Here is a 17,829-nt window from a genome sequence, read left to right as displayed (position 1 = left end):
AGGCTGATGTTGATGAGTAGTAATAAAGAGTTTGCCTCAATCCAATTGGCCTTGGCTTCACCAGAACGCATCCTTGAATGGTCACATGGTGAAGTTAAGAAACCTGAAACAATTAACTACCGTTCACAAAAACCAGAGCGTGACGGTTTATTCTGCGAGCGCATTTTCGGTCCTACAAAGGACTGGGAATGCTACTGTGGAAAATATAAAAAAGTACGTTACCGCGGTGTAATTTGTGATCGCTGTGGTGTTGAAGTAACAAAATCAGCTGTACGTCGTGAACGTATGGGTCATATTACTTTAGCAGCTCCAGTTGCTCACATTTGGTACCTACGTGGAATTCCTTCACGTATGAGTTTATTATTAAACATCACACCAAAAGTATTGGAAGAAGTTGTTTACTTTGTAAAATGGGTTGTTACAGATCCAAAGAATTCAACACTTCAATACAAACAAATTATTGATGACCGCGAATACCGCGATTATGTCAATGAATTTGGACACAATGGTTTTGTCGCACAAGCAGGAGCTGAAGCGGTAAAAACATTACTTGAAGAAATGGATTTAGAAGCAGAACGTAATGATGTTCTTGCGCAACTTGAATCCGCTAAAGGCGATAAACGTAAACGTTTAATTCGTCGTCTTGAAACTGTTGAAGCTTTTGTAAACTCAAACAACCAACCTGAATGGATGGTACTCACTGAGCTTCCAGTCATTCCACCAGATTTACGACCAATGTTACAACTTGATGGTGGCCGTTTTGCAGCATCTGATGCGAACGACCTTTACCGTCGTGTAATTACACGTAACAACCGTCTAAAACGTCTCTTAGAAATGGGAACACCACAAGTTATCGTTCAAAACGAAAAACGTATGCTTCAAGAAGCTGTGGATGCGCTTATTGATAACGGACGTCGTTCAAAACCTGTTACAGGTGCTGGTGGACGTGCATTAAAATCACTATCACACAGTCTAAAAGGGAAACAAGGACGTTTCCGTGCTAACTTGCTCGGAAAACGTGTTGACTTCTCGGGTCGTTCAGTTATCGCTGTTGGGCCAGACTTAAAAATGTACGAATGTGGTATTCCTAAAGAGATGGCAATTACACTCTTTAAACCATTTGTCGTCAATGAAATGAAAGTTCGTGGAATCAGCAACAACGCGAAAGCAGCTGAAAAACTCATCGAACGTCAAGACCCTCGTGTTTGGGATATTGTTGAAGAGGTTATTCAACATCACCCAGTTCTCTTGAACCGTGCCCCTACACTTCACCGTCTTGGTATTCAAGCCTTTAAGCCAAAAATGATCGAAGGTCGTGCAATTCGTCTTCACCCTCTTGTAACGCCTGCGTTCAACGCGGACTTTGATGGTGACCAAATGGCGGTTCACGTTCCATTGTCAGAAATGGCACAAGCTGAGGCAGAATTGCTCATGCTTGGATCACGTAATATCCTTGGACCAAAAGATGGTAAACCTATTGTTACACCATCACAAGATATGGTTCTTGGAAACTTCTACCTCAACATGGAACAATCTCCAGAAGAATTCTATGAAAAGGCAGACAAATTTGAAGCACGTGGTGACTTAACAGAAGCTGCTAAATGGCGTCGTTTCGGAGATAACCAAGGGAAATCATTCCGTAACACTTCAGAAGCACACCTCGCGTATGAAAACGAAGTAATTCACTTCCATACACGTATTAGTGTGCGTGCCTCATCGTTATCGAAGAAGACATTCAGTGCGAAACAAAACGACTTGTACTTAGTGACAACACTTGGAAAATTAATCTTTAATGAAATGTTCCCAAGTGACTTCCCATACCTCAATGAAGTTACAGCAGATAACTTCAAAGCTACACCCGATAAATTCTTTGTGCAGCCAGGTCAAGATGTTCGTGAAGTCATCGCAGCAATGCCTTTAAATAACGACTTTAAGAAAAAAGACTTAGAGAAAATCATCAAAGAAATCTTTGATCGTTACTCATTAACCAAAACATCTGAAATCCTAGATAACATCAAAGACCTCGGATTCAAATATTCAACGATTGCCGGTATTACAGTTTCACTTAGCGATATCAACGTTGCGCCGAATAAAGCGAAATACGTTGAAGAAGGTAAAGAAAAAGCTGCACGCCTCATGGTTCTCTACAAACGTGGACGTTTGACTGCCCAAGAATGGGAAGGAAAACTCATGTCATTGTGGGACGGAATCAAAAACCGTGTTGGTGCCGAGTTAATGGAAAACTTACCGCGTCAAAACCCTATCAACATGATGGCGACATCAGGAGCTCGTGGTAACGTTTCTAACTTTACGCAGCTTGCTGGTATGCGTGGTCTGATGGGTAAACCAACTCAATCGAAATCAAAAGCTGGATACCAACCATCAATTATTGAGGTTCCAATCTATTCATCATTCCGTGAAGGATTGAACGTGAGTGAATTCTTCGTTTCAACCCACGGTGTGCGTAAAGGACTAACCGATACAGCGCTTAAAACTGCTGAGTCAGGATACCTTACACGTCGTCTTGTCGATGTTGCTCAAGATGTTACAATCGTTGAGGAAGATTGCTACACAGATAACGGATATGTCGTTCAAGAAATTGTTGATCGTAAATCAAACTCAGTTGTTGAGTCATTACACGACCGTCTTGTCGGACGTTACATTAAAGAAACAATCGTTGATCCAATGACACGTGAAGTAATCATTGAAGAAGACGAATTTGTAGATGAATTAACTGCAAAACGCATTGTTAACGCAGGCGTTAAGCAAGTACGTATTCGTTCAGTATTTACATGTGAATCAAAACATGGATCATGTGTTAAATGTTATGGACGTAATATGGCTACAGGTGAAGATGTTGAAGTTGGAGAAGCAATTGGTATCGTTGCGGCGCAATCAATTGGGGAACCAGGAACTCAACTTACAATGCGTACCTTCCATACTGGTGGGGTTGCCGTTGCAGGTGGAGAAGATATCACTCAAGGTCTTCCTCGTGTTGAAGAATTGTTCGAAGCACGTTCACCGAAGTTACCTGCAGTTATCTCAGAAATTCATGGAAACATTACAGATATTCATCCAGCCGAAGATGGCTTGGGTTATGTCATTACTGTAACCAATGAAACTCGCACAGTAGAACACTTAACATTGCCACACCAACCTGCTCGTTCATGGTTGAAAGTCGGTTCTGAAGTTGAAGCTGGAGATAAATTGACAGAAGGATCTGTAGATCCTAAGAAACTTATGGAATATGCTGGACGTCTTGCAGTTCAACAATACATCCTTAAAGAAGTTAAGAAAGTTTACCAAAGTGGTGGTATTGAAATCTCAGATAAACATATCGAGGTTATGATTAACCAAATGATGCGTAAAATCATCGTTATCGACGGACAAGACACAGGAATCTCTCCTGGTGTACAAATGCACGTTGAACGTATGCAAGATATCAATACAGAAATCCTCATGGAAGGTAAAAACCCAGCCCGTTACCGTGCTGTCCTTCTCGGTATTTCAAAAGCCTCTGTTGAAACAGAAAGCTTCTTATCAGCTGCTTCATTCCAAGAAACTACAAAAGTTCTTACAGATGCAGCAATTAAATCAAAAATTGATCCACTTATGGGTCTTAAAGAGAATGTTATCATCGGTAAGAAAATTCCGGCTGGTACTGGTTCAGTTCTCTACCGTGAATCTACAGAGCGCGTCAAGGAATTGGCAGCACGCTTGAAAGAAGAACGTGAAGAAAGAAATGCAGTCCAAGAAGAAGATTCAATGATGAGCGAATTTATTCGTTAACAGAGTACAAAAAAGACAACTTCGGTTGTCTTTTTTACGTATTCGAATAAATAAGCCGGAAATTATGCTTTCTTGCGATAAGTTATATGAAAATTGCGATTGGAGCCTTGCAAAAGTGAAAGCGTTATCATATAATGTATGAGTAAACCGGTTTAGTGGACGCTAAGGAAGGGTTACAGGTAAAATATGAAAATCAAAAAATTAATGGCGATGTTTATCGCAATTCTTTTAGGTGTCACCATACTACAACCGATTCCTGTGAAAGCACAGGAACAATCTACTGGCGATTTAGATCAGATCGTAGAGAACTTTGAAATCTATCTCTTAGGAAATGCAACGATCAATAATGATCCAATGAGTAAAAATAAAATTAATGACATAATCAAAAAAGGGACAGCTAACCGTCCGTCTTTTGATAAATCACAAAATGCTGTTTATCCAGGAGTCGAATTAGACAACACTGGTGGGACGGAGCACGTCGTTGCGAAGTTATCAGCAAACTTAGAAACAACCTATAAAAACTTGTATGCAGTTGCTTTAGCTTATGGTACAGAAGCTGAAGGAAATACATTGTATAAAAATCCAGAAGTCTACGCTGAATTAGTTGATACGATGTCATGGATTCATGACAAGTATCTAAAAGATACGGACAGTGGATATTATGGAAACTGGTATAGCTGGGAAATCGGCGTACCGATGAACTTAACCAAAATTCTTTTCATTCTTCGTGATGAAATTGAACCTGAATTTATTACCGATTCAATTACCATGATGGATGCATATATCCGTGGAGATGAACAATTAGGTTCACCACTCATTGGAGATGTAAATCTTGATGCACGTCAACATACCGGTGCGAACCTTACGGACATTACATTTAACCGTATTATCCAAGGTGCAATTACAGGTGATGTAAAACGTGTTGATAAAGCCGTTAAAGATATGATGACTGTATTTAATACTATAGATCCAAATGATCTTCAACATGGCGTTACAGATGGGTTCTATGAAGATGGTTCATTTATCCAACATTCAACTGTTGCATATACAGGATCCTATGGAAAAGTACTTTTAGGTCGTATCGCACAATTGGTAACAGTCTTAAACAATACACAATGGCAAGATGATACACTGATGAACACTGTTGAAGAGTGGGTCTATCGTGGTTTTGGACCTGTTATGTACGAAGGGTACATGATGGAAATAGTTAAGGGGCGTGCAGTCTCTCGAACAGGTACGGGTTATGCCGATGGTGCAGGAGTCGTTGAGGCGCTTGTTCAATTATCATTAGGCATGAATGATGCATCAAAATCTAAGATGCAAAGTTACGTTAAATACTTAATTACAATTCCTGAGTTTAAAGTAAATACAAATAGTTTTGTATCGGTAAGTAACATTTTTGCCTATGAACACATTAAGCAAGATGGTTCAATTATTGGTATGAATCCTATCGATGCAAATTCACATTTTGCATTTAACTTGATGGATAAATCTGTTCATTTACGCGATGATTACGCATTCTCACTGGCACGTAGTTCAACACGTGTCTCCAAATATGAGTACATGTCTGGAGAAAACTTGCGTTCATGGTTCCAAGGGGATGGAGCATACTATCTCTATCAAAGCGGTGTTGACCAAACCGATGTTTATGGGATTGATTTCTTTGCTACGGTTGACCACTATAAACTTCCAGGAACCACAACTGTAAATGCAGAACGTAAAACAATGCCTGAACTTTATGGCACTGATTTCTATCTCCATGAACCTGAATTTACATCAGGGTCTGTAACACAGAATAAGTATGTCTACTTCCCCCTAGGAACCAATGAGTTTTCAGGAAGTGCAACATTAGATAATCTTGCAGTTTCTGGAATGCAGTTAGGTGATGAGGAATCTTACAAAGATCGAGATAGCTTACCGGCAGATTTTGTGACCTACAAAAATGCAGAAGCAAACAAATCATGGTTTATGTTTGATGATGAGATTGTTGTGTTAGGGTCAAACATTCATGATATCGAAGGTCGTGATATGAAAACTACAGTCGATAACAGAATGTATGACGTGAGTGATACGTTACAGGTTGATTCCAATAAAGGAGTCTTATCAAATGGATCTCACGAAGGACTTGAATGGATTAGTGTTGCATCAGATGATTCGAAACGTGATGTAACGTATAAATTCTATGATGATAATGCAGTATCATTTGATATTACAAACCGTACAGGGAAATACTCTGATGTTCGTAATAAAACAACAGGAACTGCTGATAAAGAAGTTACAAAGCAGTATGCGACAGTAATGTATAACCATGATGGTAGTGAAACATCATCATATGCTTATAGTATTCTGCCAAACGTTAATGCGGCAGCAATGCAAACACGTGCAAATAACGATGTGGTTCGTATTCTTGAAAATAGTGATAACGTCCATGCAGTAGCACATGATGGTTTAGGTGTTGAAGGATATGTATTCTTTGAAGCTGCAACATCGAATGATGTAACAGCAAACAACAAACTTATTATGATGCGTAAAGGTACTACATATGGAATTCAAGATCCTACGCAGGCACAAGCAGCGGTTTCATTTACAGTTAATGGCCACTTTGATGTAGCGAGTGGTGATGCAACTGCAGTCATTAATGGCGATACAACAACAGTCACAGTGAACACACATAACAAAAATGGTGTGACACAGACAATCAATTTAACTGAAGTAGAAGTCGCTCCGGAAACAGTGACTGAAATTGTAGATGCAGCAACAGGAGTTCGTGTTAAATTCACAACACCTCAAGTTAAAGAAGGGCTAGAGCTCATTGTCTCAAAAGAAGCAGGAACTTATGAAGGGCTCAATGATGTCACAACCTATGCAATCTCACTCCGACGTGATGGTGTTGATGTTGTATTGAATGAAGCAGTCACTGTAGTATTGCCTACTGATGGTCAAGCAAAATCGCTAAAAGTGTTGGGTGGTCAAGACTTTAAAGACATCATTGCCTTTGAAGTTAATGAGCAAACAATTCAATTTACAGCTAATGAGCTTGGAAACTTCCTTGTGGGAACGATAATAGATCCGATTGAACCTGTTGACCCAGTCGATCCTACGACTCCAGAAGGTCCAGAAACAGGTCCTAAGGAAGAAGGAAACCTTCCTGGAACTGGAGTTGGTAATAATGGTTTAGTAATGATTGGTGCGGTTCTGGTGGTAACAGGAGCACTAGCAGTTATTCTGAATCGTAGAAAACAAATGAAACACTAATATAACGAAAAAGAAACCTCTTATCTGAAAGGATAGGAGGTTTTATGTTAACAAAAAAAAGAGAGCGATGCTCTCTTTTCATTATGATATTTTTTCAAGGAACGCGCCAACTTTTGTGAATTGCGTAAATTCAAAACGTGATGTCAGGAAGTCTACAAAGATTTGAGACAACTTCCCAGTGAATAAGAACCCAAGGACGGTTCCAATTCCGATTCCATCTAAATGTTTGATAAAGAACAGTGTGACCACTAGGGAAATGGTCAAGGATACACCATCATAACGCATACGAACGAAGTGAACTGACTTCTTGGAGGCGTCAACAACTTCGCGTACAAATAAATCAAAAGGTTGGATAGGTAGCTTGCAGAGTAGGAAGAATGCAGCCCCTATAGCGGTTCCCACAAGCCCCACTCCCAGGCATAACACGCGAAACGGAAGTGAAGTAGGGATGAGTGCAATTAATGGCGCTGTTAGATCAACAGAATAACCAAATAGAATTGCAACAAAGAAGGAGAGAATATACCCAATCTTAAAGCGTCGTGTAATCACCATCATCACAAGCAGTGTGAGACTTTGGATTATGATTGTCCAAGTCCCAAGTGATGTAATTGGAAACGCAACGGATAAGACATAAGGTACGGAGGAAAGGGTGGAAATCCCAAACCCTCCGTGTACTAATAAGTTTAAGTTAATACTATTGTAAACAATCGCAATTAAGAGTGCGAGTTCACCACTAAATTTCTTTTTAGACATGAGCGCTTACGATTTTCATTAATCTAAAATTGATTTAAGGTAATCAGAGATTTCTTGATCTTGTGATGCTGCAAAGAAGTATTCTTTGAATTCAGGATAGTCGATTGCTGATTTAAGGAAGTCTTGATCGATTTCTTTAAGAATTGTAATTAAAGGACGGTGTGTCACAGCCTTAACGCCATCAAGAATCTTTTTGTTGCGTTGTTCAGGAATAACACGGTCTTTTGGATATCCACCTCCAAAAGGCTCTGAGAATAATTTTTCGAAGGTGTAGTTTAGATTTACTTCGCCACCCCATCCGAAACCTTGCGCGAATGGCATTGCAATACAGTTTCCGTCGTTTACTTGACCAAAGAGGTACGCATCAAGTGGTGATGTTACATGACCACATAAGACGTTTGGGAATGAGTTGGCTGCAAGCATGGCACCCTGACCCGTTCCACATCCTGTAACGACGAAATCAACAGCTTTAGTAGTAAGTAGGATTGATGCAAGAAGACCGTTTTGTACATAAGTGAGTTGGTGATCTTGTTCGTTTGAGTACATACCATAGTTTACGACAGTATGTCCTTTTTTCTCTGCTTCTTGTTTGAGAGAAGTATAAATAATTTCATTTTTTGATGCTTGTGAATTTTCATTAATTAATGCGATTTTCATTGAATCCTCCTAGATATTTTAATGACGAATACTATTCGGGTTGTTTACCGATATACGCTAAGATACCACCATCAACGTATAATACATGACCGTTAACAAAGTCTGAAGCATTAGATGCTAAGAATACTGCAGGTCCCATTAAATCTTCAGGTGTTCCCCAACGTGCTGCTGGTGTTTTTGAAATAATGAAGCTGTTGAATGGATGTCCATCAACGCGTAATGGTGCAGTTTGTGGTGTTTCGATATAACCAGGGCCAATTCCATTACATTGGATATTATGTTCACCGTATTCGGAAGCAATATTACGTGTTAACATTTTCAGACCACCTTTAGCAGCTGCATATGCAGAAACTGTTTCACGGCCTAATTCACTCATCATTGAGCAAATGTTGATAATTTTACCAGCGTTTTTTTCAATCATGCTTGGTAAGACGGCTTTTGCCATGATAAATGGACCCGTTAAGTCGATATCAATAACTTGACGCCAGTCTTGAACACTCATTTCTACCATAGGAATACGTTTGATGATTCCTGCGTTGTTTACAAGAATGTCAACAGAACCAACTTCTGCTTCAATTTGTTTGATCATTGCTTGAACTTGTTCTTCGTTTGTAACGTCGCATACATATCCATGTGCTTTGATTCCAATAGCTTCGTATTCTGCAAGTCCTTTGTTTACTAAGTCTTGGTTAATGTCGTTAAAGACGATTGTTGCACCAGCTTCAGCAAATCCTGTAGCTAATGCTAAACCAATACCATATGAAGCACCTGTTACAAGTGCTACTTTTCCGTCTAAACGGAAGTTATCCATTTTAAATGTTGTCATAATAATTGTCCTGTCCTTTTTAGCGTTGTACGCGTCCTGATCCGTCACCTTGAACTAAAGTCATGACTTCTTCAACGGTAACGCGGTTGAAGTCGCCTTCAATTGAATGTTTGAGGCAGCTTGCTGCTGTCGCAAAATTGATTGCATCTTGATTGCTCATATCGTGTGTTAGAGCATAGATGAGACCAGCACCGAAGCTGTCTCCGCCTCCAACACGATCGACAATATGCATGTTATAACGTGGTGTGAAATATGCAGTACCATCAGCATAAAGCATGGTTGACCAAATGTTGTCGTTTGCTGTAATGGATTCACGAAGTGTAATTGCTACCTTCTTGAAGTTAAAGCGCTCTGTGAGTTGTTTTGCAACACTAATGTAGTTTTCATGGTCAATTTCACCTTGATCAACGTTCGTTGCATCAGCATGGATGCCGAATACTTTTTCTGCGTCTTCTTCGTTAGCAATCAAAACATCAACATATTCCATAAGCGTTGACATCGTGTCGTTTGCTTCTTGTTGTGTCCATAATTTTTTGCGGTAGTTTAAGTCACAGCTAACGGTAATGCCTAAAGCTTTTGCCGCTTTAAGTGCTTCCAAAGTAATTGCTGCAACTTCAGGGTTTAATGCGGGAGTAATCCCAGTAAAATGAAACCAATCATGTCCTTTTAAAATTTCTGGCCAGTTGAAATCTTCGGGTTGTGCTTCTGCGATTGCGGAATGGGCACGGTCGTAGATAACTTGGCTTGGACGTTGTGATGCTCCTTTTTCAAGATAGTAGATTCCGATGCGGTCACCACCGCGAACGATGGATGATGTATCTACGCCAAAGTAGCGTAGGGAATTTACGGCGTTTTGTCCCATTGCATGCGCTGGAAGTTTTGTAACGAAGGAAGCATCCATACCAAAGTTTGCTAGGGAAACTGCAACGTTTGCTTCACCACCGCCATAAGTTGCTTCTAAGACATCCGCTTGTGAGAAGCGGTAGTAGCCTTGTGGTGCTAAACGAAGCATAATCTCACCAAATGTAATTACTTTTTTCATAAATCCTCCTAAGCTTAAATTTCTGATTTTACAAGACGAATGTTGAAGCCAGCAATGTCACGGTTTAGAGCGACACTTGTAATTGCTTGTGTTTTATTGCGTACGATTGTTGCTTCATTGGCATGAATGCCTTGTTTCGCAAGTTGGTAAAGTGCGCGTTCGGGATAACGTGTTTGAATACCGAAGTATCCTAGGTTCTCATTTGGCGCATGTAGAAATTCAAAACCTGCGTCAGATTTTGAACCAACTGCTGTCTCATAAAATTTAAAATTAAAGAATGTTGCTAAATCATGAGCAAGTGTTTGTGCTTGTTCTTTTGATTCGCTGTTGACGCCGATATGCATAAGTTTATACTCAAGCATGAATTTGATTGCTTCTTTCGAAAGGGCTTCAATTCCGTCCCAATCACCTGCAGCAATTAAATCGTTCGGGAGCATAAAGCTACCGCCAATTGCAGCAACATTAGGGAGATCCAAATAGTTGTGCATGTTCGATTTGTTGATGCCACCTGAGGGCATAAATTTAATATGACTGTAAGGTCCACTAAAATCTTTGAGCTTTTTTACACCGCCACTTGATTCGGCAGGGAAGAACTTAAGTGTTGTAAGACCGAATGCCATTGCAGCTTCAATTTCTGATGCTGTTTGTACTCCAGGAACAATGAGAATGTTGTGATCAACAGCCCATTTTACAACTTCAGGGTTGAATCCAGGTGTCACAAGAAATTGTGCGCCAGCTTCTAGTGCCTGTTGTGCATAGTCAACGGATGTGACAGTTCCTGCACCAATAATCATATCTGGGTAAGCATTGCGAATTTCATGAATTGCTTGAACTGCAAATTCGCTGCGGAAGGTAATTTCCATGCAGTTGATGCCGCCTTCATTGAGGGCGTGTGCCATGGGTAGAATATCTTCCGTTTTTTGAATCTTAACAACCGGTACAATTCCAATATTTTGTATTGCGTTTAAAATATCATTCATAAGAAATCTCCTTAATAACTTTGTCCAGTGAAACTGTGTATTTAAGTACCAGTGAACCCATAATATCGCAGTAAACCGGTTTTGTCAACCGGTTTACTGAACCAAAATTAAGCGATAATAATTTCGCCATTATATAAGGTTGATAATTTTCTATCTTGTGAAAAAATGGATTTTCATCACTTGTAAGCGTTTAACATTTTTTCGAAAATCTATTGACTTTCGTTTATTTCAGGTCTAGTATGTGGGTGTCCAGTAAACCAGTTTATATGAATTTGGAGGAATTATGTTTAACACAGTAAAGCACGTAAATGTTGAGTCAATTTCAAGACGCGACGAATACCTAAATGCACCTAAATTGACAGAGGCAGAGCTGAAAAAAGCAATCGAAGATTCAATCGCAAAGATTGATAAAAACATTGCTTACTTCGATGGGAAGTTCCCATGGAGTGCTACAAAAGACCTCAAATATCCGATCATTGAAAACACTGATTGGACTGAAGGATTTTGGACCGGACAACTCTGGCTCGCTTATGAATACACTCAAGATGAGAAGTATAAAAATCTTGCGTTGGAGCATGTTGTGTCATTCAGACATCGTCTTGATAACAATATCGAACTTGAACATCATGATTTGGGTTTCTTATATTCACTATCATGCGTTGCCGGCTATAAATTAACAGGCAATGAGCTCGCAAAAGAAACAGCGGTTCTTGCAGCTGAAAAATTGATTACACGTTGGCAAGAAAAGGGTGAATTCATCCAAGCTTGGGGTGAATATAACAATCCTGAACATTATCGTTTTATTATCGATTGCTTGCTAAACATTCCCTTGCTCTATTGGGCAACAGAAGTCACAAACGATCCAAAGTTTGCAGACATGGCACAACGCCATTTCCAAACAAGTATCAAGTATGTTGTTCGCGATGATGCGAGTGCTTATCATACGTATTACATGGATCCTGAAACCGGAGCACCTGTTCGTGGTGCAACCCGTCAAGGATACAATGATGATTCGTCATGGGCACGTGGTCAAGCATGGGGTGTTTATGGAATTCCATTAAACATTCGATATACAAAAACAAATGATGTTACCGAACTGTATAAAGGCATGACCCACTACTTCCTCAATCGTTTACCGAAAGATAATGTTCCATTCTGGGACCTCATCTTTAATGACGGTGATGATCAATCTCGTGATTCCAGTGCAGCTGCAATTGCAATTTGTGGTATGGATGAGATGAATAAATACCTACCAGACGATGCTGATAAAGCCGTTTATGAAGGTGCTATTCAAACGATAATGCGATCATTGATTGATAACTATACAGAGGAAACTCACGAACCGGGAAATCCAGTGCTTTACCATGGTGTTTATTCATGGCATAGCGGTAAAGGTGTTGATGAAGGCAATATCTGGGGAGATTATTTCTACCTTGAAGCCCTCATGCGCTTATACAAAGATTGGAACCCATATTGGTAGATAAGAGGAGAATATTATGACACAACCAAATATTGTAATGACACGTATTGATGAACGTCTTGTACACGGACAAGGTCAATTATGGATTAAAACACTCGGTGTAAACACTGTTATTGTTGCGAACGATGAAGCAAGCAATGATCCAATGGCACAAACACTGATGAAAGCTGTCATTCCAAGCGGAATTGCAATGCGTTTCTTTACTGTTGAAAAAACAATTGAAGTAATTCACAAAGCGGCTCCAGCACAATCAATCTTTATTATTATTAAAGATTGTAAGGACGCATTACGTCTTGTGGAAGGTGGCGTTCCCATCAAAACCATCAACATTGGTAATATCCACAACACCGAAGGAAAAGAAAAGATTACACGCTCAATTTTCTTAGGTGCTGACGATAAAGCACATTTAAATAAACTCGTTAACGAATATAACATTGAATTTAATACTAAAACGACACCTCGTGGAGACGATGGATCCGTTGAAGTAGACATTAGAAAACACATCTAAATAGGAGAAAGAAAATGGAAATAACATTTATTCAAGCCGTCTTAATCGGTCTATGGACAGCAGCATGTTATGCAGGGATGCTCTGGGGTGTATATACAAACCGCGCAATTTTCCTCGCATTTGGTGTTGGTGTTATCTTAGGAGATATTCAAACAGCATTACAAGTTGGTGCTATCGCTGAGTTAGCATTTATGGGATTCGGAGTTGGTGCTGGTGGAACAGTTCCACCTAACCCAATTGGTCCTGGTATTATTGGTACATTAATGGCAATTACAAACCCAGCAGTTACACCAGAAAGTGCATTAGCATTGTCAATGCCATTTGCTGTTGCAATTCAATTCTTACAAACTGCAATCTATACAGTACGTGCGGGAGCTCCTGAAGGTGCTACACGTGCATTAGACAAACAAGATTTCCGTGGATTCAAGTTACATGCAAATATGACAATTTGGTTGTTTGCATTAGTAGGTTTCCTTCTTGGATTCTTAGGTGCATACAGCATGGAAATGTTAACAACGCTTGTTGGCTACATCCCAGCATGGTTACTAACAGGATTAAACGTAGCCGGTGGAATGTTACCTGCAATTGGATTTGCAATGATCTTATCTGTCATGGTTAAGAAAGAATTAGTACCATTTGTCTTAATGGGATATGTTCTTGCTGCTTACTTCAAATTACCAGTTATTGGTATCGCACTCTTTGCAACAATTTTCGCACTACAACAATACAATCAAGCATCAAACAAATCAGTTGCTGCAGCTAATACGGAGGTAGGAAACGATGACTGGATCTAATACACAACTAACAAAAAAAGATTATTTTAAAACAACATTGCGTTCATACTATCTACAAAATGGATTCAACTACAGTAACTATCAAGGGTTAGGTTATGCATTAGTGCTGTACCCTGGATTACGTAAAATTCATAAAGATGACGCTGACTTTGCAGAAGCATTGAAAGCAAATACAGAGTTCTATAACACAAACCCACAATTACTACCATTTATTACATCATTACACTTAGTAATGGCTGATGAAGGTCGTCCTGAATCAGAAATTCGTGGTATTAAGATGGCACTTATGGGGCCACTTGCTGGTATCGGTGATTCTTTATCACAATTTGCGATTGCACCGCTCTTCTCAACAATCTTTGCATCCCTTGCAATGGAAGGTGTTTCAATTGCTCCAGTATTGTTCTTAATTACAATTAATGCTGTACTATTCTCAATTCGTTATTTCATGGGATACTACGGTCATAAAGTTGGTACTTCAATCATTGATAAACTCAGTGAAAAAATGGAAGTTATCTCAAATGCCGCAAACATTATCGGTGTTACTGTTATCGCAGGTCTTGCAGCGACATTCGTAAAAATGAATGTTAAAATTTCATTCGCAGCGGGTGAAGTTATTGAAGGTGGAAAACAGTCAACCGTTAATATTCAAGCCCTTTTAGATAAAGTTGCACCAGCGTTACTTCCAATGTTATATACTGGTTTAATGTACTACTTAATCAAGAAAAAAGGTTGGAATACATACAAACTTGTTATCTTAACAGTTGTCATCGGAGTTGTCTTTAGCTTCTTTGGTATTTTAGGATAATTATACAAAGGAACTACCACGGTAGTTCCTTTTATCACTGGAGGATTTATGGAAAAACTTACAGAAAAACGACTCACGCAATATCGTTCGTTATTGATGCACCATCGAGAATCAATTCTTACACAAGCTGAAGATATCCTAGATGATATTTATTATTTTGTGGGAACATGGGATATGGAACGTTGTGCGACGCCATATCAGTTAAAAGGCATCGATTGGGATGCTACTCCCAATGGCGATGGTGAATGGACGTTTATGCTGAATCGCATGACATTTATGCCAACACTCATTAATGCCACGGTATTGACGGATGATCGTCGTTTCATCACCAAAGCATGGGATCTAATCCGTGATTGGATAGTAGCACATCCTCAAATTGATGAACGTCCAAGCACCCGTACATTGGATACAGCTATGCGTCTTGTTCACTGGTATGATGCTCAAAAATTCTTTGAATACTATGGTTTTATTGATGAAAACCAAGCGATTGAAGAAAGTATGACACTGCAATTAGAATCACTACGAACCCGCTACATTCCCAAATATACACTCAGTAACTGGGGAAGTATCCAAACCGCTACGATAATCTACCTTTTAGGTCAAAAAAATCGTAAAGATGATGCACTATTTCAATGGGCATTGTCTGAACTTGAAACCCAAGTCGCAATTCAAATTTACGATGATGGCTTACATTGGGAACAATCAACCATGTACCATGTCGAAGTCATGATGTACCTCATGAAAGCCTATAAGGGACATCAAGAACCCTGGCTCTATGAAGGTATTGTAAAAATGGCAGATGCTTTATTAATGCAACGGACGCCAGAAAATAAAATGGAGATGTTTGGAGACAGTGACAATAGCACACTAACCGGAATGTTTACATATTGTGGATTGTATCTTCAAGATGGACGATTCTTGAGGTTTGGTGATATTGAGACAGAAACGTATTCGTATTTCTACGAGCATCTGGAGTTGGATGGATTGCACATCAGTCCCATTGATCCACAATCAATGCATTTTGATGGTGTTGCGAGTGGCATGTTTACATCCCGATCCAGTTGGGATACTGATGCTAACTTTACACTGTTTACCAACGGTTCCTTAGGGAGTGCACACGGTCATGCGGATAATTTACATGTATCTATGATTTATAAAGGCGATCCCGTTCTTATTGACTCAGGCCGTTATACATATCGCGAAGACGATTCCAAGCGTATGGAACTTAAAGCGATGGCTGCTCATAATAGCGTCATCCTTGATGGACACGAAGCGTCGATACCGACGGGGTCCTGGACCTACTCGAAGTTTGTGAATCCACAAAAAACCTATGTAAATCATATCGATAACGTTCATTACTATGAGAGTGGCTATGATGCAAAAGGGTACAGTCATACACGGAAACTGCAGATACACGATTCAGGAATTTGGCAAATTGTGGATGAATTACATGCTAAAGGAACTCACACTGCTACCATTCGTTGGCATCTTGACCCAACGTGTACCTATCAGGATGGTATGATCACAACCAAGCATCACCATTCCTTAGCAATTCAAAGCGATATCCCGCTCCAAATCGAAAGAACTGAAATGTCATATCACTACAACGAACTTACCATGCATGATGTGCTAATAGGCAGTGTTGCGTTTGTAGATCACTGTATTCTTACAACGTTCCTGTATCCAAGTGATCAGACATTTGAACAATCGGAAATCATACAAGGTGCTGGTACCATTGCGGATGCCACCGTTATTTCAGCGTATCAAATTGGTGATTTAACGTTTGTGATGGGTCATCAAGAGATTATTAAGGGCAATAAAATACTTTATAGTGCGGGAAGACCATTCCATGCAAAAGCGATAGTATTCACTCCAGATAAACACTATCGCATGAAAACGTAGGTGGGGATATGAAATCAAATGTACGACTAACGATTAATGATATTGCGAAATTGGCAAACACTTCCAAAACAACAGTATCATTCTATCTAAATAATAAAACAGAAAAAATGAGTGATGAAACGCGCGAGCGTATTCGAAAAGTCATCGAAGAAACAAACTACACACCAAACCCTGTTGCACGGTCATTGAACTCCAAGAGTACGAAACTTATTGGTGTTTTAATTGGGGATATTACCAACGATTTTGCAAACAAAATCGTTAAGGGAATCGATGATGTTGTGCAACAACATCATTATCAAGTTCTGATTGGTAACACGAACTATAACCATGAAACTGAAGTTGATTATGTATCGCGAATGCTTGAAATGGGTGTAGATGGTTTCATCGTCCAACCAACAGTCATGTTTGGCGATTTGATTGATAAAATCCACAAAAGTGGAAAGTTTTTAGTTTTTATTGACTCACAAGTTGAGACACTCAATCTCAATGTGATCAAAGCGAATCATAAGGAAGCAGTCTACGATACAACCAAAACCCTGGCAACCATGGGGTATGAGTCTTTTGTCATGATTACTGCCAATCCTAAAATCTTGAGTACACGAATCGAGCGGGTGGAAGGATTTACAGAGGCGGTCAAAGAACTTGGTGTAGACCATCAAATTCATATTATCGAAGAGTCCGAATATAGCCAAGATAAGCTAGAAACGGTAATAAAAAAATCTGTTGATACACGTAAGAAAACACTGCTCTTTGTAGCAAACTACTGGCTTCTTCCAGAAGTGTTTTTAGTCGCACGTGCCTTAGAATTACCGCTTGCGAAAAACGTTGGGTTAATCGGTTTTGATAATACAGAATGGACAGAATATGCAACGCCATCCATCACAACAATCGTACAACCAGCATATAAAGAGGGCCGTCGCGCTGCCGATTTGTTAATTGCATCGATTGAAAATAATACCCGTGGACGTGAACATACGACCTTACAATGTACCGTAAATTGGCAAGATTCCACAAAAATATGTGACTAAATGTACAAAT

General features: G+C 39.6%; 13 protein-coding genes. 8 read left to right on the top strand and 5 right to left on the bottom strand.

All coding sequences use genetic code 11. From position 1 onward, the window contains the following. Positions 1-12: 12 nt before the first annotated feature. The gene (gene rpoC, locus GVV20_RS06170) at positions 13-3,789 is read left to right on the top strand and encodes a DNA-directed RNA polymerase subunit beta' (RefSeq protein WP_159648989.1); all 3,777 of its coding nucleotides are present in this window, start codon (positions 13-15) and stop codon (positions 3,787-3,789) included. 186 nt (positions 3,790-3,975) lie between these two features. Beyond that, positions 3,976-7,044: a polysaccharide lyase 8 family protein gene (locus tag GVV20_RS06165; protein WP_159812748.1), complete on the top strand. Its 3,069-nt coding sequence runs from the start codon at positions 3,976-3,978 to the stop codon at positions 7,042-7,044. A gap of 81 nt (positions 7,045-7,125) precedes the next feature. Here the strand turns inward: GVV20_RS06165 and GVV20_RS06160 are convergent, their stop codons facing one another. From GVV20_RS06160 to GVV20_RS06140, 5 genes are read right to left on the bottom strand one after another with little or no spacing between them, the layout of a single operon-like run. Then, complete coding sequence (locus tag GVV20_RS06160) at positions 7,126-7,797, bottom strand: DUF6198 family protein (RefSeq protein ID WP_159740471.1); 672 nt, start codon at positions 7,795-7,797, stop codon at positions 7,126-7,128. A gap of 18 nt (positions 7,798-7,815) precedes the next feature. After that, positions 7,816-8,454 carry an RpiB/LacA/LacB family sugar-phosphate isomerase gene (locus tag GVV20_RS06155; RefSeq protein WP_159740472.1) on the bottom strand — a complete coding sequence of 213 codons (639 nt, stop codon included), beginning with the start codon at positions 8,452-8,454 and terminating at the stop codon, positions 7,816-7,818. 31 nt (positions 8,455-8,485) lie between these two features. Next, the gene (locus tag GVV20_RS06150) at positions 8,486-9,280 is read right to left on the bottom strand and encodes a gluconate 5-dehydrogenase (protein ID WP_159639701.1); all 795 of its coding nucleotides are present in this window, start codon (positions 9,278-9,280) and stop codon (positions 8,486-8,488) included. Positions 9,281-9,299: 19 nt separating this feature from the next. Next, the gene (locus GVV20_RS06145) at positions 9,300-10,322 is read right to left on the bottom strand and encodes a sugar kinase (RefSeq protein ID WP_159648985.1); all 1,023 of its coding nucleotides are present in this window, start codon (positions 10,320-10,322) and stop codon (positions 9,300-9,302) included. Positions 10,323-10,336: 14 nt separating this feature from the next. Beyond that, entirely contained in the window at positions 10,337-11,302 is a 966-nt protein-coding gene (locus GVV20_RS06140) for a bifunctional 4-hydroxy-2-oxoglutarate aldolase/2-dehydro-3-deoxy-phosphogluconate aldolase (protein ID WP_159740473.1), read from the bottom strand. 283 nt (positions 11,303-11,585) lie between these two features. Here GVV20_RS06140 and GVV20_RS06135 point away from each other — a divergent pair, with 283 nt between their 5' ends. The 6 genes from GVV20_RS06135 to GVV20_RS06110 are packed head-to-tail and all read left to right on the top strand — an operon-like array spanning position 11,586 to position 17,819. Continuing rightward, on the top strand, positions 11,586-12,782 hold the full coding sequence (locus GVV20_RS06135) for a glycoside hydrolase family 88 protein (RefSeq protein WP_159740474.1): 1,197 nt from the start codon (positions 11,586-11,588) through the stop codon (positions 12,780-12,782). Positions 12,783-12,798: 16 nt separating this feature from the next. Further along, positions 12,799-13,290, top strand: coding sequence for a PTS sugar transporter subunit IIB (locus GVV20_RS06130; protein ID WP_159634307.1), 492 nt, complete (start codon positions 12,799-12,801; stop codon positions 13,288-13,290). Positions 13,291-13,304: 14 nt separating this feature from the next. Further along, positions 13,305-14,084, top strand: coding sequence for a PTS mannose/fructose/sorbose/N-acetylgalactosamine transporter subunit IIC (locus GVV20_RS06125; RefSeq protein WP_159634305.1), 780 nt, complete (start codon positions 13,305-13,307; stop codon positions 14,082-14,084). Further along, positions 14,071-14,889: a PTS system mannose/fructose/sorbose family transporter subunit IID gene (locus GVV20_RS06120; protein ID WP_159740475.1), complete on the top strand. Its 819-nt coding sequence runs from the start codon at positions 14,071-14,073 to the stop codon at positions 14,887-14,889. Before GVV20_RS06125 ends, GVV20_RS06120 begins: the two co-directional genes overlap by 14 nt. 48 nt (positions 14,890-14,937) lie before the next feature. Continuing rightward, positions 14,938-16,791: a heparinase II/III family protein gene (locus tag GVV20_RS06115; RefSeq protein ID WP_159740476.1), complete on the top strand. Its 1,854-nt coding sequence runs from the start codon at positions 14,938-14,940 to the stop codon at positions 16,789-16,791. Positions 16,792-16,799: 8 nt separating this feature from the next. Then, positions 16,800-17,819 (top strand): LacI family DNA-binding transcriptional regulator, encoded by a 1,020-nt coding sequence (locus GVV20_RS06110; RefSeq protein WP_159740477.1) that lies wholly within the window; start codon positions 16,800-16,802, stop codon positions 17,817-17,819. The last annotated feature ends 10 nt before the right edge of the window (positions 17,820-17,829 follow it).

Source organism: Erysipelothrix aquatica (assembly GCF_009828775.2).
Taxonomy (GTDB): Bacteria; Bacillota_I; Bacilli_A; order Erysipelotrichales; family Erysipelotrichaceae; genus Erysipelothrix; species Erysipelothrix aquatica.
Note: the sequence above shows the minus strand (reverse complement) of the source record. Positions and strands in the feature narration are given on the sequence as shown.